Annotated in this window: 18 protein-coding genes; 10 read left to right on the top strand and 8 right to left on the bottom strand. The window is 35.3% G+C overall.

What is annotated here, in order from left to right; genetic code table 11:
* Positions 1-100: 100 nt before the first annotated feature.
* Positions 101-2,089, bottom strand: coding sequence for a DICT sensory domain-containing protein (locus AN490_RS00645; RefSeq protein ID WP_299998951.1), 1,989 nt, complete (start codon positions 2,087-2,089; stop codon positions 101-103).
* Between the two features lie 490 nt (positions 2,090-2,579).
* Here AN490_RS00645 and ovoA point away from each other — a divergent pair, with 490 nt between their 5' ends.
* The 3 genes from ovoA to AN490_RS00630 all read left to right on the top strand — a co-directional run bounded on the left by ovoA (position 2,580) and on the right by AN490_RS00630 (position 5,499).
* On the top strand, positions 2,580-3,902 hold the full coding sequence (gene ovoA, locus AN490_RS00640) for a 5-histidylcysteine sulfoxide synthase (protein ID WP_299998949.1): 1,323 nt from the start codon (positions 2,580-2,582) through the stop codon (positions 3,900-3,902).
* Between the two features lie 99 nt (positions 3,903-4,001).
* The gene (gene egtD / locus AN490_RS00635; RefSeq protein ID WP_299998946.1) at positions 4,002-4,979 is read left to right on the top strand and encodes an L-histidine N(alpha)-methyltransferase; all 978 of its coding nucleotides are present in this window, start codon (positions 4,002-4,004) and stop codon (positions 4,977-4,979) included.
* 25 nt (positions 4,980-5,004) lie between these two features.
* Positions 5,005-5,499 carry a DUF427 domain-containing protein gene (locus tag AN490_RS00630; protein WP_299998944.1) on the top strand — a complete coding sequence of 165 codons (495 nt, stop codon included), beginning with the start codon at positions 5,005-5,007 and terminating at the stop codon, positions 5,497-5,499.
* 145 nt (positions 5,500-5,644) lie between these two features.
* Here AN490_RS00630 and AN490_RS00625 read toward each other — a convergent pair whose 3' ends face one another.
* Both AN490_RS00625 and AN490_RS00620 read right to left on the bottom strand, forming a co-directional pair.
* Positions 5,645-7,171: a glycine betaine ABC transporter substrate-binding protein gene (locus tag AN490_RS00625; RefSeq protein ID WP_299998942.1), complete on the bottom strand. Its 1,527-nt coding sequence runs from the start codon at positions 7,169-7,171 to the stop codon at positions 5,645-5,647.
* A gap of 24 nt (positions 7,172-7,195) precedes the next feature.
* Complete coding sequence (locus AN490_RS00620; RefSeq protein WP_148767160.1) at positions 7,196-7,963, bottom strand: ATP-binding cassette domain-containing protein; 768 nt, start codon at positions 7,961-7,963, stop codon at positions 7,196-7,198.
* A 368-nt stretch (positions 7,964-8,331) separates the two neighbouring features.
* Between AN490_RS00620 and AN490_RS00615 the strand changes: the two genes are divergently transcribed.
* The 4 genes from AN490_RS00615 to AN490_RS00600 all read left to right on the top strand — a co-directional run bounded on the left by AN490_RS00615 (position 8,332) and on the right by AN490_RS00600 (position 15,398).
* Complete coding sequence (locus tag AN490_RS00615; protein ID WP_299998938.1) at positions 8,332-10,593, top strand: amylo-alpha-1,6-glucosidase; 2,262 nt, start codon at positions 8,332-8,334, stop codon at positions 10,591-10,593.
* 245 nt (positions 10,594-10,838) lie between these two features.
* Positions 10,839-11,810 carry a GTP-binding protein gene (locus AN490_RS00610; protein WP_299998936.1) on the top strand — a complete coding sequence of 324 codons (972 nt, stop codon included), beginning with the start codon at positions 10,839-10,841 and terminating at the stop codon, positions 11,808-11,810.
* A gap of 72 nt (positions 11,811-11,882) precedes the next feature.
* The gene (locus AN490_RS00605; protein WP_299998934.1) at positions 11,883-12,926 is read left to right on the top strand and encodes a hypothetical protein; all 1,044 of its coding nucleotides are present in this window, start codon (positions 11,883-11,885) and stop codon (positions 12,924-12,926) included.
* 495 nt (positions 12,927-13,421) lie between these two features.
* A complete protein-coding gene (locus AN490_RS00600) occupies positions 13,422-15,398 on the top strand; it encodes a DUF262 domain-containing protein (RefSeq protein ID WP_299998932.1) in 1,977 nt (658 codons plus the stop codon).
* Between the two features lie 88 nt (positions 15,399-15,486).
* Here the strand turns inward: AN490_RS00600 and AN490_RS00595 are convergent, their stop codons facing one another.
* A complete protein-coding gene (locus AN490_RS00595) occupies positions 15,487-15,693 on the bottom strand; it encodes a hypothetical protein (RefSeq protein ID WP_299998930.1) in 207 nt (68 codons plus the stop codon).
* Between the two features lie 234 nt (positions 15,694-15,927).
* On the opposite strand from AN490_RS00595, the gene AN490_RS00590 reads away from it, so the two are divergent.
* Genes AN490_RS00590 through AN490_RS00580 form a run of 3 tightly spaced genes read left to right on the top strand, consistent with a single transcriptional unit; the run spans position 15,928 to position 16,712 of the window.
* Complete coding sequence (locus AN490_RS00590; RefSeq protein ID WP_190386809.1) at positions 15,928-16,221, top strand: type II toxin-antitoxin system HigB family toxin; 294 nt, start codon at positions 15,928-15,930, stop codon at positions 16,219-16,221.
* A gap of 14 nt (positions 16,222-16,235) precedes the next feature.
* Positions 16,236-16,532, top strand: coding sequence for a type II toxin-antitoxin system HigA family antitoxin (locus tag AN490_RS00585; RefSeq protein WP_028089845.1), 297 nt, complete (start codon positions 16,236-16,238; stop codon positions 16,530-16,532).
* A gap of 51 nt (positions 16,533-16,583) precedes the next feature.
* Positions 16,584-16,712 carry a DUF29 domain-containing protein gene (locus AN490_RS00580; RefSeq protein ID WP_231395382.1) on the top strand — a complete coding sequence of 43 codons (129 nt, stop codon included), beginning with the start codon at positions 16,584-16,586 and terminating at the stop codon, positions 16,710-16,712.
* A 95-nt stretch (positions 16,713-16,807) separates the two neighbouring features.
* Here the strand turns inward: AN490_RS00580 and AN490_RS00575 are convergent, their stop codons facing one another.
* The 4 genes from AN490_RS00575 to AN490_RS00560 form a co-directional block, all read right to left on the bottom strand.
* Positions 16,808-17,548, bottom strand: a complete 741-nt coding sequence (locus AN490_RS00575) for an amino acid ABC transporter ATP-binding protein (protein ID WP_299998920.1) — start codon at positions 17,546-17,548, stop codon at positions 16,808-16,810.
* A 71-nt stretch (positions 17,549-17,619) separates the two neighbouring features.
* On the bottom strand, positions 17,620-18,765 hold the full coding sequence (locus AN490_RS00570) for an amino acid ABC transporter permease (protein WP_299998957.1): 1,146 nt from the start codon (positions 18,763-18,765) through the stop codon (positions 17,620-17,622).
* A 20-nt stretch (positions 18,766-18,785) separates the two neighbouring features.
* Entirely contained in the window at positions 18,786-19,208 is a 423-nt protein-coding gene (locus AN490_RS00565; protein WP_299998954.1) for a PIN domain-containing protein, read from the bottom strand.
* Positions 19,201-19,467 carry a hypothetical protein gene (locus AN490_RS00560; protein ID WP_299998918.1) on the bottom strand — a complete coding sequence of 89 codons (267 nt, stop codon included), beginning with the start codon at positions 19,465-19,467 and terminating at the stop codon, positions 19,201-19,203. Before AN490_RS00560 ends, AN490_RS00565 begins: the two co-directional genes overlap by 8 nt.
* Between the last annotated feature and the right edge of the window lie 200 nt (positions 19,468-19,667).

Below are 19,667 nucleotides of genomic sequence, written 5' to 3'. Positions count from 1 at the left end.
AGTTGTCAGTTGTTAGTAGCGGCGAAGCATTTGGAAGATAAATTATCGGTCATTGCCAAAAATAGTTCCCCAAATGCTTCGCCCGTACAGTGGTTAGTGGTTAATTATTTTCCTGGCTGCCTTGGACGATGGGAATTGTAAAATGAAATTGACTGCCTTGATCTTTACCTGTGGATTCTGCCCAAATTTTTCCGTCCCAGCCGTTGACAATTTGGCGACAAATTGCTAAACCCAATCCAGTACCGCCGGTTGTTCGCCGTAACGCCCCTTCTTCCTGGTAGAAGCGGTCAAAAACGATTTCTAGGCGGTTGGGTTCAATTCCCCTTCCTGTGTCCGCTACGGTGACTTCTAGCATCTCCTGACTATTGCTAATGGCTTTAATAATAATTTGCCCAGAAGAGGGAGTAAATTTACAAGCATTATCTACAAGTTTGGCGATTACCTCCACTAACCAATCACCGTCAGCCCTGACTAAAGGTAAGCTTGTGGAAATTTGAGTTTTGATTTTTGGGATCTTTTCTTGACTGGAGCGCGTCCGTAAGCGACTGAGGGCTAAATCTACACATTCTTGGATGGTTAATGATTCAGGATGCCATTCTACCCGACCACTTTCTAAGTTAGAAAGGGTTAAAAAGTCTTGTACGAGTTTCCGCATTCTTTCGGAGTCTGCAAGGGCTGTACTCAGCATGATCTGTTGCAATTCCCAAGGCATATCCGGTTCTGTAGCCAGGCTTTCTAAACAAACTTGAATGGTGGATAATGGAGTGCGGAGTTCATGACCGGTAATGGCAATTAAGTTACTGCGGGTGCGGTCTAAGGCTTCTAATTGTTGGTTGAGTTCTTCTAAATTGGCAAAAGATTCGGCTTGAATCAGGGCTGCACCAATTTGAGTAGCGATCGCCTTCACTAAGTCTAACTCCCCTGGTTGCCATTCATGGGGAGGAAAATGGCAATCGTGTAACTCCACAATTCCCAATAGTCGCCCTTGGTATAATACAGGTTCGATCAACCAAGAACGCACGCTAAACTTCTTCACAATTGACGATAAGGCTGTTGATTTCTTTATTTTGGAGTCCCCCACGGTATCAGCTACACATACTCCCTCCTGTTGTCGTAGCACCTGCTGAAACAGGGGATTATTTTGTAACTCCCAACTTTGCCCCAGTACAGATGTAACATTAGAGTTCAAAAATTCATGTTCGATTATAGCTTTGGCATCTGTAGCTTGGGCGCGATAAATTAGACAACGACAGGCTTCTAGATGTTGTCCCAACTCCTGAGCCGCAACTTGGAGAATTTCTCGTGGATCAAGCGATCGCCTAATTGCTGTACTAATGGAATTTACCAACCGTTCTTTCCTGGCTTGATCCGCAATCGCACGGTAAGCTTTATGCAGCTTATACTGACTAGCTTGCAGATATGTCACCAACCTCTGCACAAAAGGATCGGTATCAATATAATCTACATATTCATGATTAGAAATAACTTTTAACTTGTTTGTTGATTCCTTAATATTTAACCGCTGCTTCACTTCATCAACTTTATCCGCTAAATCTGGCCGATAAATCTCAATTCTATCTAATAACAATTGAGCGGCTTTTAAGCATACCCCTCTTTCCGATGTCCAAATCCCCTCAAATCTTCGCGCTGTATCCATATCCAAACTAGGAATCATCTCTGGGATATATTGATTTTTGGCCAGAGAACCCAGGCTTTCTCGACAGATTAAGCAAGTAGCATAGTTATCAGCAATTACTAGCAAATGCCATTCTTGCGCTAAAGCATCATCAGGCTCAAAAGCGACCTTTTCATAATATTCTGAGCTATTAGCAAACTCTGTCTCTGGTGCAGATAATACATATATTTGATTACTTTTTTCTGCAAGTCGCTGATAACGATGAGCTTCTTGCCGGTAAAATCGCTCTTGCTGGAAACTAGCAATGATCAAAGGACTGTCTAAATTGGCTGCTAAAACCTGATCTTCCATTGCATGGGAGAGAGCGGTTAGTGAAGCCTTAAAATATAACTGAGGTCGCAGATGGGGGAGTGAGTTTAGTAAATCACTCAGCACGGAAGTGGAAATACTCATTAGTCATTAGTCATTAGTCAGTGGTCAGTGGTCATTAAACACATATTACCTATGATCTATTACCCTTATCTATTACCAGTCGCAAGAACATTTATCTATTTTTTTTAACCTCAATATAGGTTTGTTCGTACCTAATGTAGTCGGGGCAATGTATAAGCTTAACGAATTTGCTTGCATAACATAATTTGGCATTTTGGAAATTCATATCCTTATTTTAGATTAGCCTAAAAAGACTGTTTATATTTGTCTTCCGTAAATCTAGGAATCTAGTTTTTGGTAAAATTGCCAAAAATATTAAATTTTAGTTAAAAATCAAAAAATAGTCCCAATATAGGCTATTTAACTCTATAGCCTGTAATTATTGCCCAAAAAATTCTGTAAGTGCTTATCACTGAGATAAAATTTCCATCAATGCTAAAATTAGTCTCTGGCTTTATTTACAAAAGTTAATTTATTCAGGTCATCCCCATAATTCCCCCAGGTTAATAAAATGACAGATGCTCATATTCCGCAACTTGATAATTGTAGTTCCACAACCCTACTCAAATATTTTGAAAATTCCTGGGAACTGGAAGAAACCTTAATGAAGAGTTTGGTTAAAGAAGAAACATTTTATCTAAATCCCGATCCTTTAAGAAATAAATTAATTTTCTATCTTGGACATTCGGCTGTTTTTTATATCAACAAATTAATTCAGGTGGGATTAATAAAAAATCGGATTAATCCCCAATATGAAACCTTATTTGAAATAGGAGTTGATCCAGAAACACCAGCAGAACTAGAGGTAGCCATTCAAGGAGTCAACTGGCCTAATATCAAAAAAGTTTGGGAATATCGAAACAAAGCCAGAGCAGAAATTACCACAATCATTAATAAGACTCCTTTAGATTTACCCATTCATCAACAGCATCCTATTTGGGCTTTATTAATGGGAATAGAACATAGTCGTATTCATGTCGAAACCTCTTCCATGCTGCTGCGTCAATTACCCGTTGAGAACTTAAAACGTCCCCAAGGACGGAATTATGCACCGACTAATGGAGAAATTCCGCATCATCAAATGCGAGAAGTTCCTGGTGGTGTAGTAAAATTAGGAAAACGCCAAGATGATTTAACTTTTGGTTGGGATAGTGAATATGGTCATTTAGAAGTTGAAGTAAAACCATTTTTAGCAAGTCAATATCTCATTACCAATGGAGAATTTTTAGAGTTTGTCCAAGACGGTGGTTATAATAATGTAAATTATTGGCATACTGAATCTTGGACATGGAAACAACTCTACAATATCCAATATCCCAAATTCTGGATACACCAAGAAAATAACTATCGCTATCGTGCTACATTTGATGAACTAGATTTACCTTTAGATTGGCCTGTAGAAGTTAACCATTATGAAGCCATGGCATTTTGTCGGTGGAAAGGTAAAAATACTCGGTTAATGACAGAAGCAGAATGGAATCAAGCTCTAAAAATATCTGAAGATTCCAGTTTAGCAAATAACTATAATCTTAACTTACAATTTATTTCTCCCACGCCTGTGGGAATGTTTTCAGAAAATCATCAATCTGGACTTTATGACTTACGGGGTAATGTCTGGGAATGGTTAGGGGAAACATTCAAACCCTTACCAGGATTTAAAACTCACCATCTTTATGAGGATCAATCTGCACCCTTTTTTGATGATAAACATTTTATGATGTTGGGTGGTTCTTGGGCAACGAATGGTACAATGGCTTTACCTTGTTATCGTAACTGGTTTCGTCCTTATTTTTATCAGCACGTCGGTTTTAGAGTTGCTGAAAGTTTGGATTAATAAAATCGAGATCCCCGACTTCTTTTTTTATTTTGTGAATAAATTATCAATTGATATCAGAAGTCGGGGATCTTATAATCACTCTAGAGGATTTAGAAAATGATTGCACAGCCTTTAACAGTTTTAGATCATCATTATCAAGAGTTAAGTATTGATGGCAAGGATGTTATTAAGGGGTTAACTGAAAAACTGAAAAGTTTACCTCCCAAATATTTTTATGATGATCCTGGTTCTCAATTATTTGAAAAAATTTGTGAGTTACCAGAATATTATCCGACTCGCACAGAAGCCTGGATTTTACAACAATATGCTGATGAAATTGCCGCAATTACAAATTGTTGTGACTTGATAGAATTAGGTAGTGGTAGTTCTACGAAAACTCAAGCTTTATTAACGGCTTATCAAAAAATTGCTAATTCTTGTAGATATCTTCCTATTGATGTTAGTGGGGGTATTCTGAAAACTAGTGTTTTACAGTTACAAGAAAAGTATCCTGATATTGCTATTCATGGGTTATTAGGAACTTATGAACAAGCTTTGGTTCATCTAGAATCGAATTATTTACAATCACGGATGTTGTTTTTTCTGGGAAGTTCGTTAGGGAATTTTAATCAGGAAGAATGTGATATTTTCTTAAATCAAGTTTCTCGAACCTTACAACCAGGAGATTACTTTCTGCTAGGGATTGATTTACAAAAGCCCCAGGATATTTTAGAAGCTGCTTATAATGATAGTCAGGAGGTGACTGCTGCTTTTAATTTAAATATGCTTTCTCATTTAAATTGGCGGTTTCAAGGTAACTTTGATATCAGTTTGTTTAAACATCAAGCGGTTTATAATCAAGTTGATCATCAAATTGAAATGTATTTACATTGCCAAAAAAGCCATTGGGTATCTTTAGAATTTTTGGATTTAAAGGTTAACTTTGAAGCAGGAGAAAGTATCCTTACAGAAATTTCTCGTAAGTTTAATTTAGCAACAATGGAAAAAAACTTGTCAGATAAAGGATTGAAAACTGTGAAAACTTGGACAGATGAAAAAGAGTGGTTTGGGTTGATTCTTTGTCAAGTTGTATAATTTAAAAAAAGCATAATTACTAACCATGAAACCAAATCCTATCCCCCCACAACCAGGTCAAGAATCAGTTTGGAACTACCCCCGTCCGGCAATTTTAGAAGATACTAACAAACATCTCAAGATAATTGTTAATGGGATGGTTTTGGCTCAAACACATCAAGCTAAAAGAGTCTTAGAAACAAGTCATCCTCCAGGTTATTATATTCCGGCTGAAGATATTCAGTTAGAACATTTAATAGAGACACCTAGAAAAACTTGGTGTGAATGGAAAGGTTGGTGTCAATATTATGATATTTCCGTAGGAGATAAATACATAAATAATGGTGCTTGGCGATATATTCAACCTAGTCCTAATTTTGAATCAATTCAAGAATATTACAGTTTTTATCCTAGTTTAATGGATGCTTGCTATGTGAATGATGAATTAGTTAAAGCGCAAACAGGTGATTTTTACGGAGGGTGGATTACTTCTGATATTGTTGGACCATTTAAAGGTGAACCAGGAACTATGTGGTGGTAAATAAGGAAAATTTCAGTTATCAAAATTGATAGTTTGACAATTCATGAACATCATGTAGAAATTATCTATATATTTCTCCTGAATATATAGATAATTTCTAGTCTGCTGAGGTACAAAATTATCTGGAGAATCAAATATCTGAAAATTATAATTGTTGAGATATTAACCACTCACTGACAACTTTTTCCACCGGTTGAGATTGATTATCTACTTGATAATTCATCTTTTGGATTGCAGTTGTAGAAACTTTACCTCCTAATTGATTAATGGTATCTGTTAATTCTGGATATTTTCGGATAATTTCTTGATTAAAAATAGGTATGGCTTGATAAGGTGGAAAGTATTTTTTATCATCTTCTAAAATCACTAAGTTTAAAACTGGAATTAAACCATCTGTAGAATTTGCAGCAATAAAATCTACTTGTTTTTCTTTTAATGCTTGATACATTAATCCTAATTCCATTTGTTTAATATTGGCAAATTTTAAGTTGTAGGTTTTAGATAATCCTGGATAACCATCTGCACGTTCTAAAAATTCATATCCAAATCCTGCTTTCATCTGTGGACTATATTTACAAGCTTCAGAAAGGCTTTTAATTTGCCATTTTTTAGCATCTTCACCGCGTATAATCATGGCAAAGGTATTCTCAAATCCTAAAGGCTTCATCACTGCTAATTTCAATTTCTGATCATAGTATTCTTTGACTTTTTTATAAACGCTTTCAGGATCACTAATTGGTTTTTCTTTTAGAATAGTCGTAAATGAAGTTCCTGTATATTCTACATACCCGGCAATTTTTCCCGCTTTTACTGCTTCATGAGCAATAAATGTTCCTCCTAAGTTAAAACGACGATCTACTTTTAATTTGGTATGATTTTCTATGTGTTGTGCTAATAGTTCTCCTAAAATTACTTGTTCTGTGAAATTTTTAGAACCGATAATAATTTTTGCTGGTACTTGTTGATAGTTAAAAGCTATTAATCCTGCGATAATTAAGGTGATTATTCCCAAAACAATACCTATTTGCTGATTAAATTTACCTTTGTTTGCTATTTGTTTCGTAAGGTTTTTTTCTAATAATTCTAAACCGAAATCTGCACTCAAAGCAATTACAGCAGCGGGGACTGCTCCGGCTAAAATTAATTCATTATTAACTGTGGAAATACCACGAAAAATAAATACTCCTAAACCACCACCACCAATAGCAGCAGCAATTGTCGCAATCCCTACGGATATAACGGTGGCTACTCTTACCCCTGCTAAAATGACTGGTAAAGCTAGGGGAATTTCTACTTGCAATAGTAATTGTTGATCTGTCATTCCCATGCCTATCCCGGCTTCTTTAATGGCGGGATTGATGCTATTAATGCCAATATATGTATTACGAATTATGGGAAGTAAAGCATAAAGAGTTAACGCAAATATGGCGGGAGTTTTACCAATTCCTCCCAGAAAAGGTACGGAAATTAAAAAGCCGAAGATGGCTAAACTAGGGATGGTTTGAATGGCGTTTGCTAAACCAAGAATGGGGGAAGCTAATTTTGATTGACGAGTGATCAGAATGCCTACAGGAAGACCAATAGAAATGGCGATCGCTAGGGATATAATGACTAATATTAAATGTTCTCCACTGTGGACAATTATTTCTGTACCGTATTGAAATAAAAACATAACTTTTGTATTTTTTATCTAATTTTAATTAAGTTCTTCCCAACTGTTACCAATATTTAAACAAGCTAAAAATGCTTTTGCTTCTGGATGTTGAGATTGGAGAAATTCTCTTCTTGTTCCTAATACGACTAAATTTCCTTCACACATTAAACCAATTCTTGTGGCTAAAAAGAAGGCTTCTTGAATATCATGGGTGACAAATATCACGGTTTTTCCTAATTGTTGTTGTAAATATTGAAATTGTTGTTGTAATTCTAAACGGGTAATTGGGTCAAGTGCGCCAAAAGGTTCATCCATTAATAGTATAGGTGGATCTGCGGCTAAAGCTCTAGCAACTCCCACTCGCTGACGTTGACCTCCTGATAATTCATGGGGATAACGTTGAGCAAATTTTTCTGGTTCTAATCCCACTAAGTTTAACATTTCATAAACTCTATTTTGAATTTTCTGTGGTGGCCATTTTTCTAAAGATGGGACGAGTCCGACATTTTCCGCGATGGTAAAATGAGGAAATAAACCTGTTTCTTGGATGACGTAACCTATCCGTCTTCTCAGTTTAATGGCATCCCAGTTAGTTGTAGGATGATTTTGGACTAAAACTTGTCCTTGGGTGGGAATAAGTAAATGATTAATTAATTTTAAAGTTGTGGTTTTTCCACTCCCACTGCGTCCTAATAAAATTAATGCTTCCCCTTGATAAATGCTCAGATTTAAGTTAGATAATAGGGGACGGTGATTAATGGCAAAACTGGTATTTTGAAACTCAACGGCAATTTCTGATGTTGTTGACATAATGGTTTCGTTAAACAAAATTAAGGTGGTCAGATCCCCGTCAGATCCCCGACTTCTTAGAGAAGTCGGGGATCTTATTTATGCTTATTTATTCAATATCAGTATGAAAACAAACAAAGGTGGTGAGTAGTTCTTATTCACCTCTTTCTACTTTTTTGAGATTTTATGCCTGAGTAAGTATTCTCTACCTCTAGCACCTCTCAATGTTTATGAAGGAATAAACCCTTGGAAAACAGCCAGTTTTCAGGCTTGACTTCTAATTAATAAGGTATACATTTATAGAAATTCATTGTCTTAGATTTAATTACTTTTGTTTTTTAAGAGTATTGATTTGAGCAAATTTACACCTGTATAGGTAACTCTGGCTAATGACACCGGATACATTGATGACTCCAGAAACAATTGTCCTCGACAACAGAACTTTTACTCCCGCAGACCAAAAAGAGATTTCCGAATGGCCTTGTGTTGTCAGTCAAAGACCACAGCCAACCATTACAGTTAAAGATGATGATTTATTCCTGGTGACAGATACCATGGGGAATATTTCCGATTGTTACCTTTATGGTAGCACTCCTAGTATGGGGATGTTTTGCCGTGATACCAGGTTTTTGAGTCGTTTGGAGTTACAGATTGAAGGGCGATCGCCTATACTACTGAGTAGTAACGCTGACAAGGGATTTGCCCTCTCGGTTTTATGTACCAATCCTGATTTAGAGAATCTTTTTAAGGCTGATACTGTGGGTATTCGTCGAGAACTGGTTCTCAATGGGGCATTATTTGAAGAAATAGAGGTTGCTAACTACAACACTACCAGCATTGTTTTTGAACTGAGTCTGAGTTTTGATGCTGATTTTGTGGATTTATTTGAGGTTAGAGGTCATCATCGCCAAAAACGGGGAAGACTTTTACATTTAAATGAATTAACATCTGATCATGTTGCACCCTCATCTCCTCAAACCCATAAAGAAGAATCTCTAACCCTTGCATATCAGGGCTTAGATGCTTCGATTATGGAGTCTCTAATTCAATTTCAGCATTTGCAACCAACTCGGTTTCACGGTTCTACGGCAGTTTGGCGCATAGAATTGGCATCTCATGAAACTAAGAAGTTAGGTTATCGGCTGAATATGTTCACTGACAATCAACCTAGCTCTACTATCAGTGCTGCCTCTACTTTAGCACAAGCAAAAGCTGCTGAATTAATGGAGGAGCAAAATTGGTTGCAGCAAATTACCCGGATTAGTTCAGATAAAAGTCTTTTTAATCGCGTCATTTCGCGGGCTGAACAAGATATATATTTGTTACTTCAGTCCTTTGGCAAACATAAAACTGTTTCTGCTGGAGTTCCTTGGTTTTCTACTTTGTTTGGTCGAGATTCTATCATTACCGCGTCCCAAACCTTGATGTTGAATTCCAAAATTGCCAAAGAAACCTTGATACTATTGGCAGAATATCAGGGTCAAACTGATAATATTTGGCGGGAAGAAGAACCTGGTAAGATTTTACATGAACTGCGGTTGGGAGAAATGGCGAGATGTCAAGAAATTCCCCATACACCCTACTACGGTACTGTGGATGCTACGCCGTTGTGGTTAATGTTGTATGCTGAATATTACAGTTGGACTCATGATCAAGAAACCTTGGAAGCACTGTGGCCAAATGCTTTAGCGGCTATGGGTTGGATTGATCGTCAACTTCAAGAAACTGGTTATCTCAGCTATGCACGCAAATCTAAAGGTGGTTTAATTAACCAAGGTTGGAAAGATTCTGGTGATTGTATTGTCAACCGCAAAGGAGAATTAGCCATTGGGCCAATTTCTCTGTGTGAGGTGCAAGCTTATGTCTATGCAGCGAAAAACCGCCTCGCAGAAATTGCCAAAATCCAACAACGTCCAGATTTAGAAGAACTTTGGCAAACAGAAGCGAGACAACTTAGGGCTAAATTTAACCAAGATTTTTGGTTAGAAGATCAAGATTTCTGTGCTTTGGCTTTAGATGGAGAAGGTAAACCAGTAGATAGTATTAGTTCTAATCCTGGCCAGTGTTTAAATTTGGGGATATTTACGTCTGCAAAAGCCTATAGTGTGGCAGAAAGACTGCGGGCTGCGGATATGTTTAATGGTTGGGGAATTAGAACTTTAAGTAGTTTGTCACCGGCTTATAATCCCATGGGTTATCATACTGGTTCAGTTTGGCCTCATGATAATTCTATGATAGCAATGGGATTGCGATCGCTCGGTTTAATTGATCAATCTCTCGAACTATTTCAAGGGTTATTCAACATGACCTCCCAGCAACCCTATCAACGTCCTCCAGAACTATTTTGCGGTTATGAAATGAACGGTGATAATGCTCCCGTCCAGTATCCCGTTGCTTGTACTCCCCAAGCCTGGGCTACAGGTAGTATTTTTCAACTATTGCAAATGATGGTGAATTTAGTCCCAGACGCACAGAATAATTGTTTGCGAATTATTGACCCAGCTTTACCAGAATCAATTAACAATTTATCTTTTCACAATTTGCGTGTTGGTGGCACGATTTTAGATTTAGAATTTGAACGAATTGGTAGCACTACCGCTTGTCGAGTTGCGAAAAAACGCGGTAATTTGCGCGTGGTGATTGAAGCTTAACTTAGCAAAGTTTGAGAATATTTTGTAGGGGTTTAGCATTGCTAAACCCCTACGTTTTAGTAATTAATAAAAAATCTCATGTAACTCCTGGTTTTGACATTTCAGGATAAAAATACAACTTTATCAAAAATTCACAGTAACGACTCTTCATAGGTTAATTCTACCGTCTTGGCAATTGCTGGCAATGTATTTCTCCGAATTTCTGCTATCATCGTAAGCAAGATTATCAAATTTACTTTGACATTATGATGACTTCAGAAACATTCAATTCAGTACCAGTAACCGTTTTAACTGGATATTTAGGTGCGGGTAAAACTACCCTATTAAATCATATTCTCACTTACGAACACGGTAAAAAAGTCGCCGTTATTGTTAACGAATTCGGAGAAGTAGGCATTGATAATCAATTGGTGATTGATGCAGATGAAGAAATATTTGAAATGAATAATGGCTGTATTTGTTGTACAGTTCGTGGTGATTTAATTCGCATCATTGGCAACTTAATGAAACGCCGAGACAAGTTTGATCATTTAGTCATTGAAACCACTGGATTAGCTGATCCTGCACCTGTAATTCAAACGTTTTTTGTAGATGAAGATCTACAAGATCAATTATCATTAGATGCAGTTGTCACAGTTGTTGATGCTAAACATATTTGGCAACATTGGGAAGCGGACGAAGCCCAAGAACAAATTGCTTTTGCTGACGTGATTTTATTGAACAAAACTGATTTGGTAACACCAGAAGTTTTAGATGAATTAGAAACCCGGATTCGGTCAATGAATGCAATGGCAAAAATTCACCGCACCCATAATTCCGAATTAGCAATGTCAGCTTTATTAGGAATTCAAGCATTTAATTTAGATCAGGCTTTAGAAATTGATCCTAATTTTTTAGGAGAAGATGCTCATGTCCATGATGAAAGCGTCTCTTCTGTAGCTATAGTCGCAGCAGGTTCTGTAAATGGTGAAAAAATCAATGCCTGGATGTCAGAATTACTCAGAACACAAGGAACAGATATCTTCAGAATGAAAGGGATTTTAAATATTGAAGGTGAGGATACTCGTTTTGTTTTCCAAGGAGTACACATGATATTTGAAGGTAAAGCAGATAGACCTTGGAAAGTAAATGAAACTCGTAAAAATGAACTTGTATTTATTGGTAGAAATTTAGATGAAGCTAAATTAAAAGAAGACTTTTTTGCTTGTATGAGTTAAATAAACTAATTAGATCCCCGACTTCTTCAAGAAGTAAGGGATCTGGAAATCTGTAAATAAAATATCAAAACTATGAACCTAACAACCAGCAAATCTCCAGAATTTACAAAACATTATTCCACAAAACTTGCAGATTATGTCACCGCTTTGGCTTGGTCTTCTCAAGGAGAAATACTAGCAGCTAGTTCGGCGGCTGGAGAAGTTGTTTTATGGGAAAATGGCGAATTAACAACCTTACAAACTGCTACAGATAAAGCAGTAAATTGTCTGGCTTTTTCCCATGATGGCAAATATTTAGCCATTGGTGGACAAGATGGAAAAGTAAAAATTTGGTGTGAAAATCAATTAATTAGCACTTTAGAAAATGCGCCTGTTTGGGTTGATCAATTAGCATGGAGTCCTACTCATAATCAACTAGCTTTTAGTTTAGGGCGTTATGTGCAAATTTGGGATGCAGATACATTAGAAGTTATTGCTACTCTCAATTTTAATGATTCCTCAATTTTGGGAATTGATTGGCGCAAAGATGGCAAATATTTAGCTATTAACGGTTATAAAGGCGTAAAAATTTGGTCTACTCAAGATTGGGATGAAGAACCATTTATGCTTTCCATGTCTACCGTCAGTACAGCAATGGCTTGGTCTGGTGATGGCGAATATTTAGCATCTGGAAATATGGATCGGACTCTGACTGTTTTACAATGGGAAAACCCTGATCCTTGGGTCATGCGTGGCTTTCCAGGAAAAATTCGTCACTTAGCATGGTCAGAACTAAAAGCCCCCACAGGTGCGCCAATTTTGGCTGTTTCCAGCGTTGAAGGCATAGTTTTATGGGAGAAGTCGGTAGATGAATCTGTGGGTTGGGAAGCGCAGGTATTAACCAATCATGTAGATATTATTAATGCAATATCTTTTGCACCCCAAAGCTTTATTCTCGCTTCTGCTGGTGCTGATGGTTGGCTATGTTTATGGGATGAAAATAAAGAAGTTTCACAGATTTTTACCGATACAGAAGCAGGTTTTTCTACTCTATCTTGGCATCCCCAAGGACAATTTTTAGCCGCAGGTGGTGAACAAGGTGAATTAATTATTTGGTCAACTTCTTTGGGGAATTAAAAATTAAAAATACCTTGAAATTTGCTAAGGTGTTAATTAAGGTTTAATATTTTTGGATAGGTTGTTTGGAGATAATACAGCACTTCCCGGTGTTATGAGGTACATATCTAGCGGGCAAGATGCCCGCACTACAAGAGTTTCATGATTGATTCGACTTTGTACCTCATAAGAGCGGAAACCGCTGTAGTAAATTATCACACCAGCACAAGAACAAGAAATCCTGAATTTATGGGCATTAAATTTAACACCAAAACAAATAGCCCGAAAACTAGGTATCAAAGTATTAGAAGTTAATGCAACGATTCACAATCAAGCAGATTAGTAAAAGGAGAATTATTTTTTATGAGTCGGTTTTAACCGACTTTTGCTTTTAGACAGGGAATTTATTCCCTGGATATATTTGATGTTTAATTTTGTTACGCTATCTTATGCTATTTATACAAGATTCTTTTATACTAAAAGCATAACTATCGAGTAAATCAGAGTACATTAACCATGCAAGCATCAGAAACTAAGCTGCAAGAGATTATTGAAGGTAATAAACAGTATGTTGTTTCCTTGTTTCAGAGAGCCTACAGTTGGAAAAAATCTCAGTGGGAATCTCTATGGAATGATATTTTAGAACTATATCATAGCGATAATCGTCGTCCTCATTTTATGGGTTCTATTGTCACTATGCCAACTTCTGCTATACCTGAAGGTGTAAGTAAATATTTATTAATTGATGGACAACAACGTTTAACTACTATTTTTATCCTGCTTTGTGCTTTGCGAGATAAAGCTAAAAATATTCATGATGAGTTAGCCGCAGAAATTCATAATACTATTATTGTTAATCCATATAAAAAAGGTTTAGACCATTATAAACTTCAACCTACCCAGGTAGATAGACAGTCTTTTCATAGTTTAATTAATGGTCAAGATTATGTAAATAATTCTGGTATTACTGAATGTTACTTATTTTTTGAAAAGAAGATTAGACAAAGTAATTTAGATTTTTCTGATCTCAAGAAAGTAATTTGTAGTTATTTATCTATTGTGAGCGTTGTTTTAAGTACAGAAGATAATCCTTATTTAGTCTTTGAAAGTCTCAATGCTAAAGGTGAACCTTTAACACAAGCAGATTTAATTCGTAATTATTTTTTCTTGAGAATTAATACGGAAAATCAAGACGGTGCTTATAATAAATATTGGCTACCAATGCAACAAACTTTAGATGTTAATTTAACAGAATTTATCAGACATTATTTAACCAGAGATGGCGTAGAAATTAAGAAAGATGAAGTTTATTTTCAGATTAAAGAAAGAATGATCAAAAGAGATGCTATTGATTATTTAAAAGATTTATATGAATTTTCGGAATATTATGCAAAACTTTTAGATCCACTAAAAGAGAATAATTTAAAAATTCGTCGTTGTTTGGAAAGAATCAACCGTTTAAAAGTAGCTACTGTTTATCCTTTTTTACTTAATTGTTATCATGATTATGAAAAAAATAAACTTTCAGAAGCAGATTTTATTGCTGTTTTGCAGATTTTAGAAAATTTCATTATTCGCCGATTTATTTGTAACGTCCAAACCAGGGGATTAAATAGGATATTTTCTGTACTGTATTCTCAAGTTAGCAAAGCAAGTAATTTAGCTCATGCTGATTTTGTGGAAAGATTAAAACTAGATTTACAAAATCGAGATTATCCCAAAGATACAGAATTTAAAGATAGATTATTGGATGTTAAACTATATGGTACTGGACGTACTTGTAAAGGTAAATTAATTTTAGAATCTATAGAAGAATCCTTCTATCATAAAGAACAAGTATCTTTTACTAATCTAACTATTGAACATATTATGCCACAAACTATAACTAAATGGTGGCAAGAACATTTAGGAGAAGAGGGCGACATAACTCATGATTTATTACTGCACTCGTTGGGTAATATAACTATTACAGCTTACAATGGTGAATTATATAATGCTGAATTTATCCAGAAAAAAGAAATATTGATCAATAGTCATTTGGAAATAAATAAATACTTTGAAAATCAAGAAACTTGGAAAAGAGAAGATATAGAAAAAAGGAGTTTATATTTAGCAGAAAAAGTTTTACAAATTTGGCCTTACTTTGGTAATGAAAATCTTATGAATTCTGCGAAAACTAAGGTAAGGGGTACAACTCCCAAACAACTAAAAATTTTTAGTAAGGAATATCCTGTCAAAAGTTGGCGGGATGTTTTAGAAAAAACTTTAAATGTGATCGCTGATTTAGATGCCGATAAATTTAAGGATGTTATGGAACAATTTCCCCGGTTCATTAGTAGAGATGAAAAAGATTTTCGGGATACGAGAAAATTAGAAAATGGGGTGTTTGTTAATGTCAACTTATCAGCTAGAGATATTAATGCTTTTTGTATAAAAGCTATCGAAACGGCAGAAATTTATCTAGAAGATTGGCAAATAGAAACCACAACTTAATTTATGTTAGGTATCATTTTCCAAAAACCTTATTTTCTTCTTTTGCTCCTTAGCACCTTTGCGTTAAAAATATGTAATTACCTACATTTTACACAAAGACCAGACAGATTTTAAAATAGTCTGTGTGTCCTTCTAAAATTTCCCCCGGATTACAATCATCTTCATAACGAGCTAGTTTGACAATTTCTTCAATCAGATTTTGCTTCTCTTCTTGATCCAAATGATCAAAACAATGCTCACGTTTCAAAATTGTAATCACTTCATTTAACATATAACTTCCGCTATGATTTGACATACAATTTACTCCTATTGAAAAACTGAGAATATCGCATTTATTGTATCATAGTACAAATATACTTGTAAATCCTGTAAACAATTTTTATAAATGTAATTTTAGATACCATGTATACGGTTAACCTAGCGATCGCGCACCGACAACCTTTAACTACAGTAAAATAAATTTTAAATACCAAGTCAAGTCAACTAATTTTTTTGATAAAAAAATATCCTTTTAATAAAAACTATAACAATGAGAATTATTGCTCGGAGTACCCTAAGAGAATATTGGCAAAAACATCCTGATATAGAACAGCCTTTAAAAGCATGGTTTGATGATGCTTCCCGTGCAAATTGGCAAAGTCCATCAGATATTAAAGAAGTTTATGCTAATGCCAGTATTATTGCCAATAACCGAGTAGTTTTTAATATTAAAGGTAATAATTATCGTTTAATTATCCATATTCGTTATGAAATTGGCATTATTTTTATTCGCTTTATTGGTACTCATCAAGAATATGACAAAATAGATGCTACTATTGTTTAAGGAGGCTTGATATTATGAACTTAAAACCCATTAGAACAGAATCAGATCATCAACAGGCATTAAAAGAAATCGAACAAATTTTTGATGCTGAACCTAATACACCAGAATATGAGAAATTAGATATTTTAACGACTTTAGTAGAAGTCTATGAACAACAAAATTATCCTATTGATCCTCCATCTCCTATCGCAGCTATATTATATTATTTAGAAAGTCGTAATCAAGGAGTTTCTACTTTTATTGAAAATTTAAAATATCATGGAGTTAGTGAAGAAATAATTAATATAGCTTTAAATGAAATGACTCACTGATTATTGATTATCATGTCATCAAATAATTGCAGTCAGAGGTAAATTAAATCTATGACCATAACTTATCAAATAGACTTCAATATCTGGCTTGAAGAAACAGCCAAATTATTACTAGAAAATTGCTGGACAGAAATAGATAAAGAACATTATCAAATCTTCCCAATATTTGGACATCGTTAAACCTGCATTTAGATCCCCGACTTCTTTGATAAATTATCATTATTTACAAAAGATTAAATTAAGAAGTCGGGGATCTTTAGCCTGATTGAATCACCCTAGAGAATTTGTGATAAAAATTTCCTGGTTCTCTCTTCTTTGGGATTAGTAAAAAAGGTGTCGGGGGTAGAGGATTCAACTAATAAACCGCTGTCCATTAGCACTACTCTATCAGCAACTTCTCGCGCAAATCCGACTTCATGGGTAACAACTACCATTGTCATTCCGTCATTAGCTAGGTTTCGCATTACGTCTAAAACTTCTCTCACCATTTCTGGATCTAATGCTGATGTCGGTTCATCAAATAACATGATTTTCGGTTGCATTGCTAATGCACGCGCTATGGCTACTCGTTGTTGTTGTCCACCAGATAATTGTCCTGGATATTTTTGTGCTTGTGCTAAAATTCCCACTCTTTCTAATAATTGCATTGCTAATTCTTCGGCTTTAACTTTGGATATTTTGCGGACATATATTGGTGCTAAGGTGATATTTTCTAAAACTGTTAAATGGGGAAATAAATTAAATTGCTGAAATACCATTCCCACTTCTCGACGAATTGTTTCAATATTTCTTAAATCATGACTGAGGGTAATTCCGTCAATGGTAATAGTTCCTTGTTGATATTCTTCTAAGGCGTTGAATGTTCTAATAAAGGTTGATTTTCCCGAACCAGATGGTCCCATTAAAACAACCACTTCTCCTCGTTCTACGGTTAAACTTACACCTTGAAGGGCATGGAATTTACCATACCATTTGTGAACATCTTTAGCAATAATTATCGGTTTTGATTCTGTCATATATTCCTTTTGTGTAGTTTAAGATTTAAATAGATATTTAGGAATGTTGGGTTTCCTTGCGTCAACCCAACCTACGATGTTAATTGTTTTTCTAGGTTTTTAGCAGCTAAGGACATTGAATAACAAAATACCCAATAAATCAACCCGATAAATAAATATACTTCTGCATATCTTCCTAAAAATTGCGGTTGTGCTAATATAGAACGTGCTATTCCTGTTAATTCTACTAATCCCACTAATGATAAAAGGGAAGTATCTTTAAATAAGCCAATAAATTGACCAACAATTGCGGGAATAACTGCGCGTAAGGCTTGGGGTAATATGACTAATATGAGTAATAAAGGTGTATTTAATCCTAGTGCTTTTCCTGCTTCTATTTGTCCTCTGGGAATTGCTTGTAGTCCTCCGCGCACATTTTCAGCCATGTATGCTGCACTAAATAATATTAGTCCCACAATACCTCTGAGTAAACGATCTAAACGTAAATCTGCTGGTAAGAATAAGGGTAACATAACTTGGGCTAAAAATAGAATCCCAATTAAGGGTAATCCTCTAACAATTTCAATATAAAGAATAGAAAACCACCGCACTACAGGTAAATTGCTGGTTCTTCCTAATGCGAGTAAAACTCCTATCGGAAAGGAAAGGAAAATACTAATTATTGCCATTAATAGGGTAAGTAATAACCCATTCCATAGGTTTGTAGATACAGGTTGCAATCCTAAACCACCACCAATTAACCAGATAATTATGAAAGAAGATGATAACCAGATTAGTGAAAGCCAAGGTGTGATGATTTTAGTAAAATTTTGACCAATTATCAAACCTGCAAATATTGAACCCGTAATTAATAATAACCATAAACGGCTTGTTAATGGTATGGGGAAAATAAACAGTGAAATCCCCATAATCACAACAGCAATCAAAGAATTGCGGTTTGTGAATATTGCTTTTTTGGTAAATGCACCCCCAGTAATTGCAGTTAAAGTTGTAGATATTCCTAATACAATCCAAATTCGCCAATATAAACTTTGGGGAAATCTTCCTACTAAAAATAAGTGTAAATTAACTTGGATTACTTGCCATTGTGCTTTAGTAATTAACCAAATTGCAAATCCTTGAACTAACCAAAATAGAAAGATAAAACAAACAACAGTTAATAGACTATTGTACCAATTATTAAAGAGATTTTTTCTTAACCAAGTTAGTTTAATCATCATAAAAATGTCAGTCTAAATTAAGGTAAAAATATGCGATTAAATGGTTGTTTTCGATAGCGACGATAAATATTAAAGTCTTTGTCTAGAGTGGCAATGGCAGAAATGTTTAATCTTTCAGAAATGGCGATAAGTGATAAATCGGTAAAATCTGCTGGTAAATCTTGATAAATTGTGTTAAGTTCTTGGATTCTTTGATAGTCTGATGGCAATAAATGTTCGCATAAGAAAACTCTTATTGATAAAGCAGATAAGAATTCGTTCTGCACTTTTGTATTTGGCGCAAGTAACCACATCACTTCTGTAACACAGGCAATTGTTGTGATGAGTTGACTAGTACAAGTGCTAAAAAAGCTAACAACTTGTTGGTGATACTTATCTTTACGATCATAGAAGGCAACAAGAATTCCAGTATCAATTAAAATCAGGGGATAATTATTCATGAGTTCTTGTTTGATGTCTTGCTTGAATTCTGTCAGCGATCGCATTTTTGCGTACATCTCTATCCGACAAATCTCCTGATCCTTCTAGTAAAAATTTGGGATAACCACCCATTCGTTCTAAAACTGTTTTAGCCGAAGTTGGATAATTGTTAACAGGTGTTTCCAATGATGAGATAAATTGTAAGACAAGTGGGATTTGTTGATCACTAAGGTTAGCGATCGCTTGTAAGAGTTCTTGGTGTGGATTGGTGGAGTACATGGTGATTCATTTGTGTCGTGATGATTACAATTTTAGCAAATGTAGCGCTCTTTGGGAATTGGGGAGTAGGATAATCACACAATGATACTCAGGAAATTTAGTAGTTGTCATAAATGTGCAAATAGAATTATTAATAGTATAGTAAAATAAATACACTGAGATCAAGGATTAAATAATGCTTTCTGTTGAATGGGAATCAA

This window comes from Anabaena sp. AL09 (genome assembly GCF_001672255.1).
GTDB classification, from domain to species: Bacteria; Cyanobacteriota; Cyanobacteriia; order Cyanobacteriales; family Nostocaceae; genus Dolichospermum; species Dolichospermum lemmermannii.
This window is presented reverse-complemented; position numbering and strand designations above follow the sequence as displayed.

Bases quoted from the DNA above. Each gene is read 5' to 3' on its own strand.
- AN490_RS00615 (WP_299998938.1), top strand. From the start codon at position 8,332: ATGACACCGGATACATTGATGACTCCAGAAACAATTGTCCTCGACAAC.
- egtD (WP_299998946.1), top strand. From the start codon at position 4,002: ATGATTGCACAGCCTTTAACAGTTTTAGATCATCATTATCAAGAGTTA.
- AN490_RS00560 (WP_299998918.1), bottom strand. From the start codon at position 19,467: ATGTACTCCACCAATCCACACCAAGAACTCTTACAAGCGATCGCTAAC.
- AN490_RS00625 (WP_299998942.1), bottom strand. From the start codon at position 7,171: ATGTTTTTATTTCAATACGGTACAGAAATAATTGTCCACAGTGGAGAA.
- AN490_RS00580 (WP_231395382.1), top strand. From the start codon at position 16,584: ATGACCATAACTTATCAAATAGACTTCAATATCTGGCTTGAAGAAACA.
- AN490_RS00595 (WP_299998930.1), bottom strand. From the start codon at position 15,693: ATGTCAAATCATAGCGGAAGTTATATGTTAAATGAAGTGATTACAATT.
- AN490_RS00570 (WP_299998957.1), bottom strand. From the start codon at position 18,765: ATGATTAAACTAACTTGGTTAAGAAAAAATCTCTTTAATAATTGGTAC.
- AN490_RS00620 (WP_148767160.1), bottom strand. From the start codon at position 7,963: ATGTCAACAACATCAGAAATTGCCGTTGAGTTTCAAAATACCAGTTTT.
- AN490_RS00600 (WP_299998932.1), top strand. From the start codon at position 13,422: ATGCAAGCATCAGAAACTAAGCTGCAAGAGATTATTGAAGGTAATAAA.
- AN490_RS00590 (WP_190386809.1), top strand. From the start codon at position 15,928: ATGAGAATTATTGCTCGGAGTACCCTAAGAGAATATTGGCAAAAACAT.
- AN490_RS00575 (WP_299998920.1), bottom strand. From the start codon at position 17,548: ATGACAGAATCAAAACCGATAATTATTGCTAAAGATGTTCACAAATGG.
- AN490_RS00610 (WP_299998936.1), top strand. From the start codon at position 10,839: ATGATGACTTCAGAAACATTCAATTCAGTACCAGTAACCGTTTTAACT.
- AN490_RS00605 (WP_299998934.1), top strand. From the start codon at position 11,883: ATGAACCTAACAACCAGCAAATCTCCAGAATTTACAAAACATTATTCC.
- ovoA (WP_299998949.1), top strand. From the start codon at position 2,580: ATGACAGATGCTCATATTCCGCAACTTGATAATTGTAGTTCCACAACC.
- AN490_RS00630 (WP_299998944.1), top strand. From the start codon at position 5,005: ATGAAACCAAATCCTATCCCCCCACAACCAGGTCAAGAATCAGTTTGG.
- AN490_RS00645 (WP_299998951.1), bottom strand. From the start codon at position 2,089: ATGAGTATTTCCACTTCCGTGCTGAGTGATTTACTAAACTCACTCCCC.
- AN490_RS00585 (WP_028089845.1), top strand. From the start codon at position 16,236: ATGAACTTAAAACCCATTAGAACAGAATCAGATCATCAACAGGCATTA.
- AN490_RS00565 (WP_299998954.1), bottom strand. From the start codon at position 19,208: ATGAATAATTATCCCCTGATTTTAATTGATACTGGAATTCTTGTTGCC.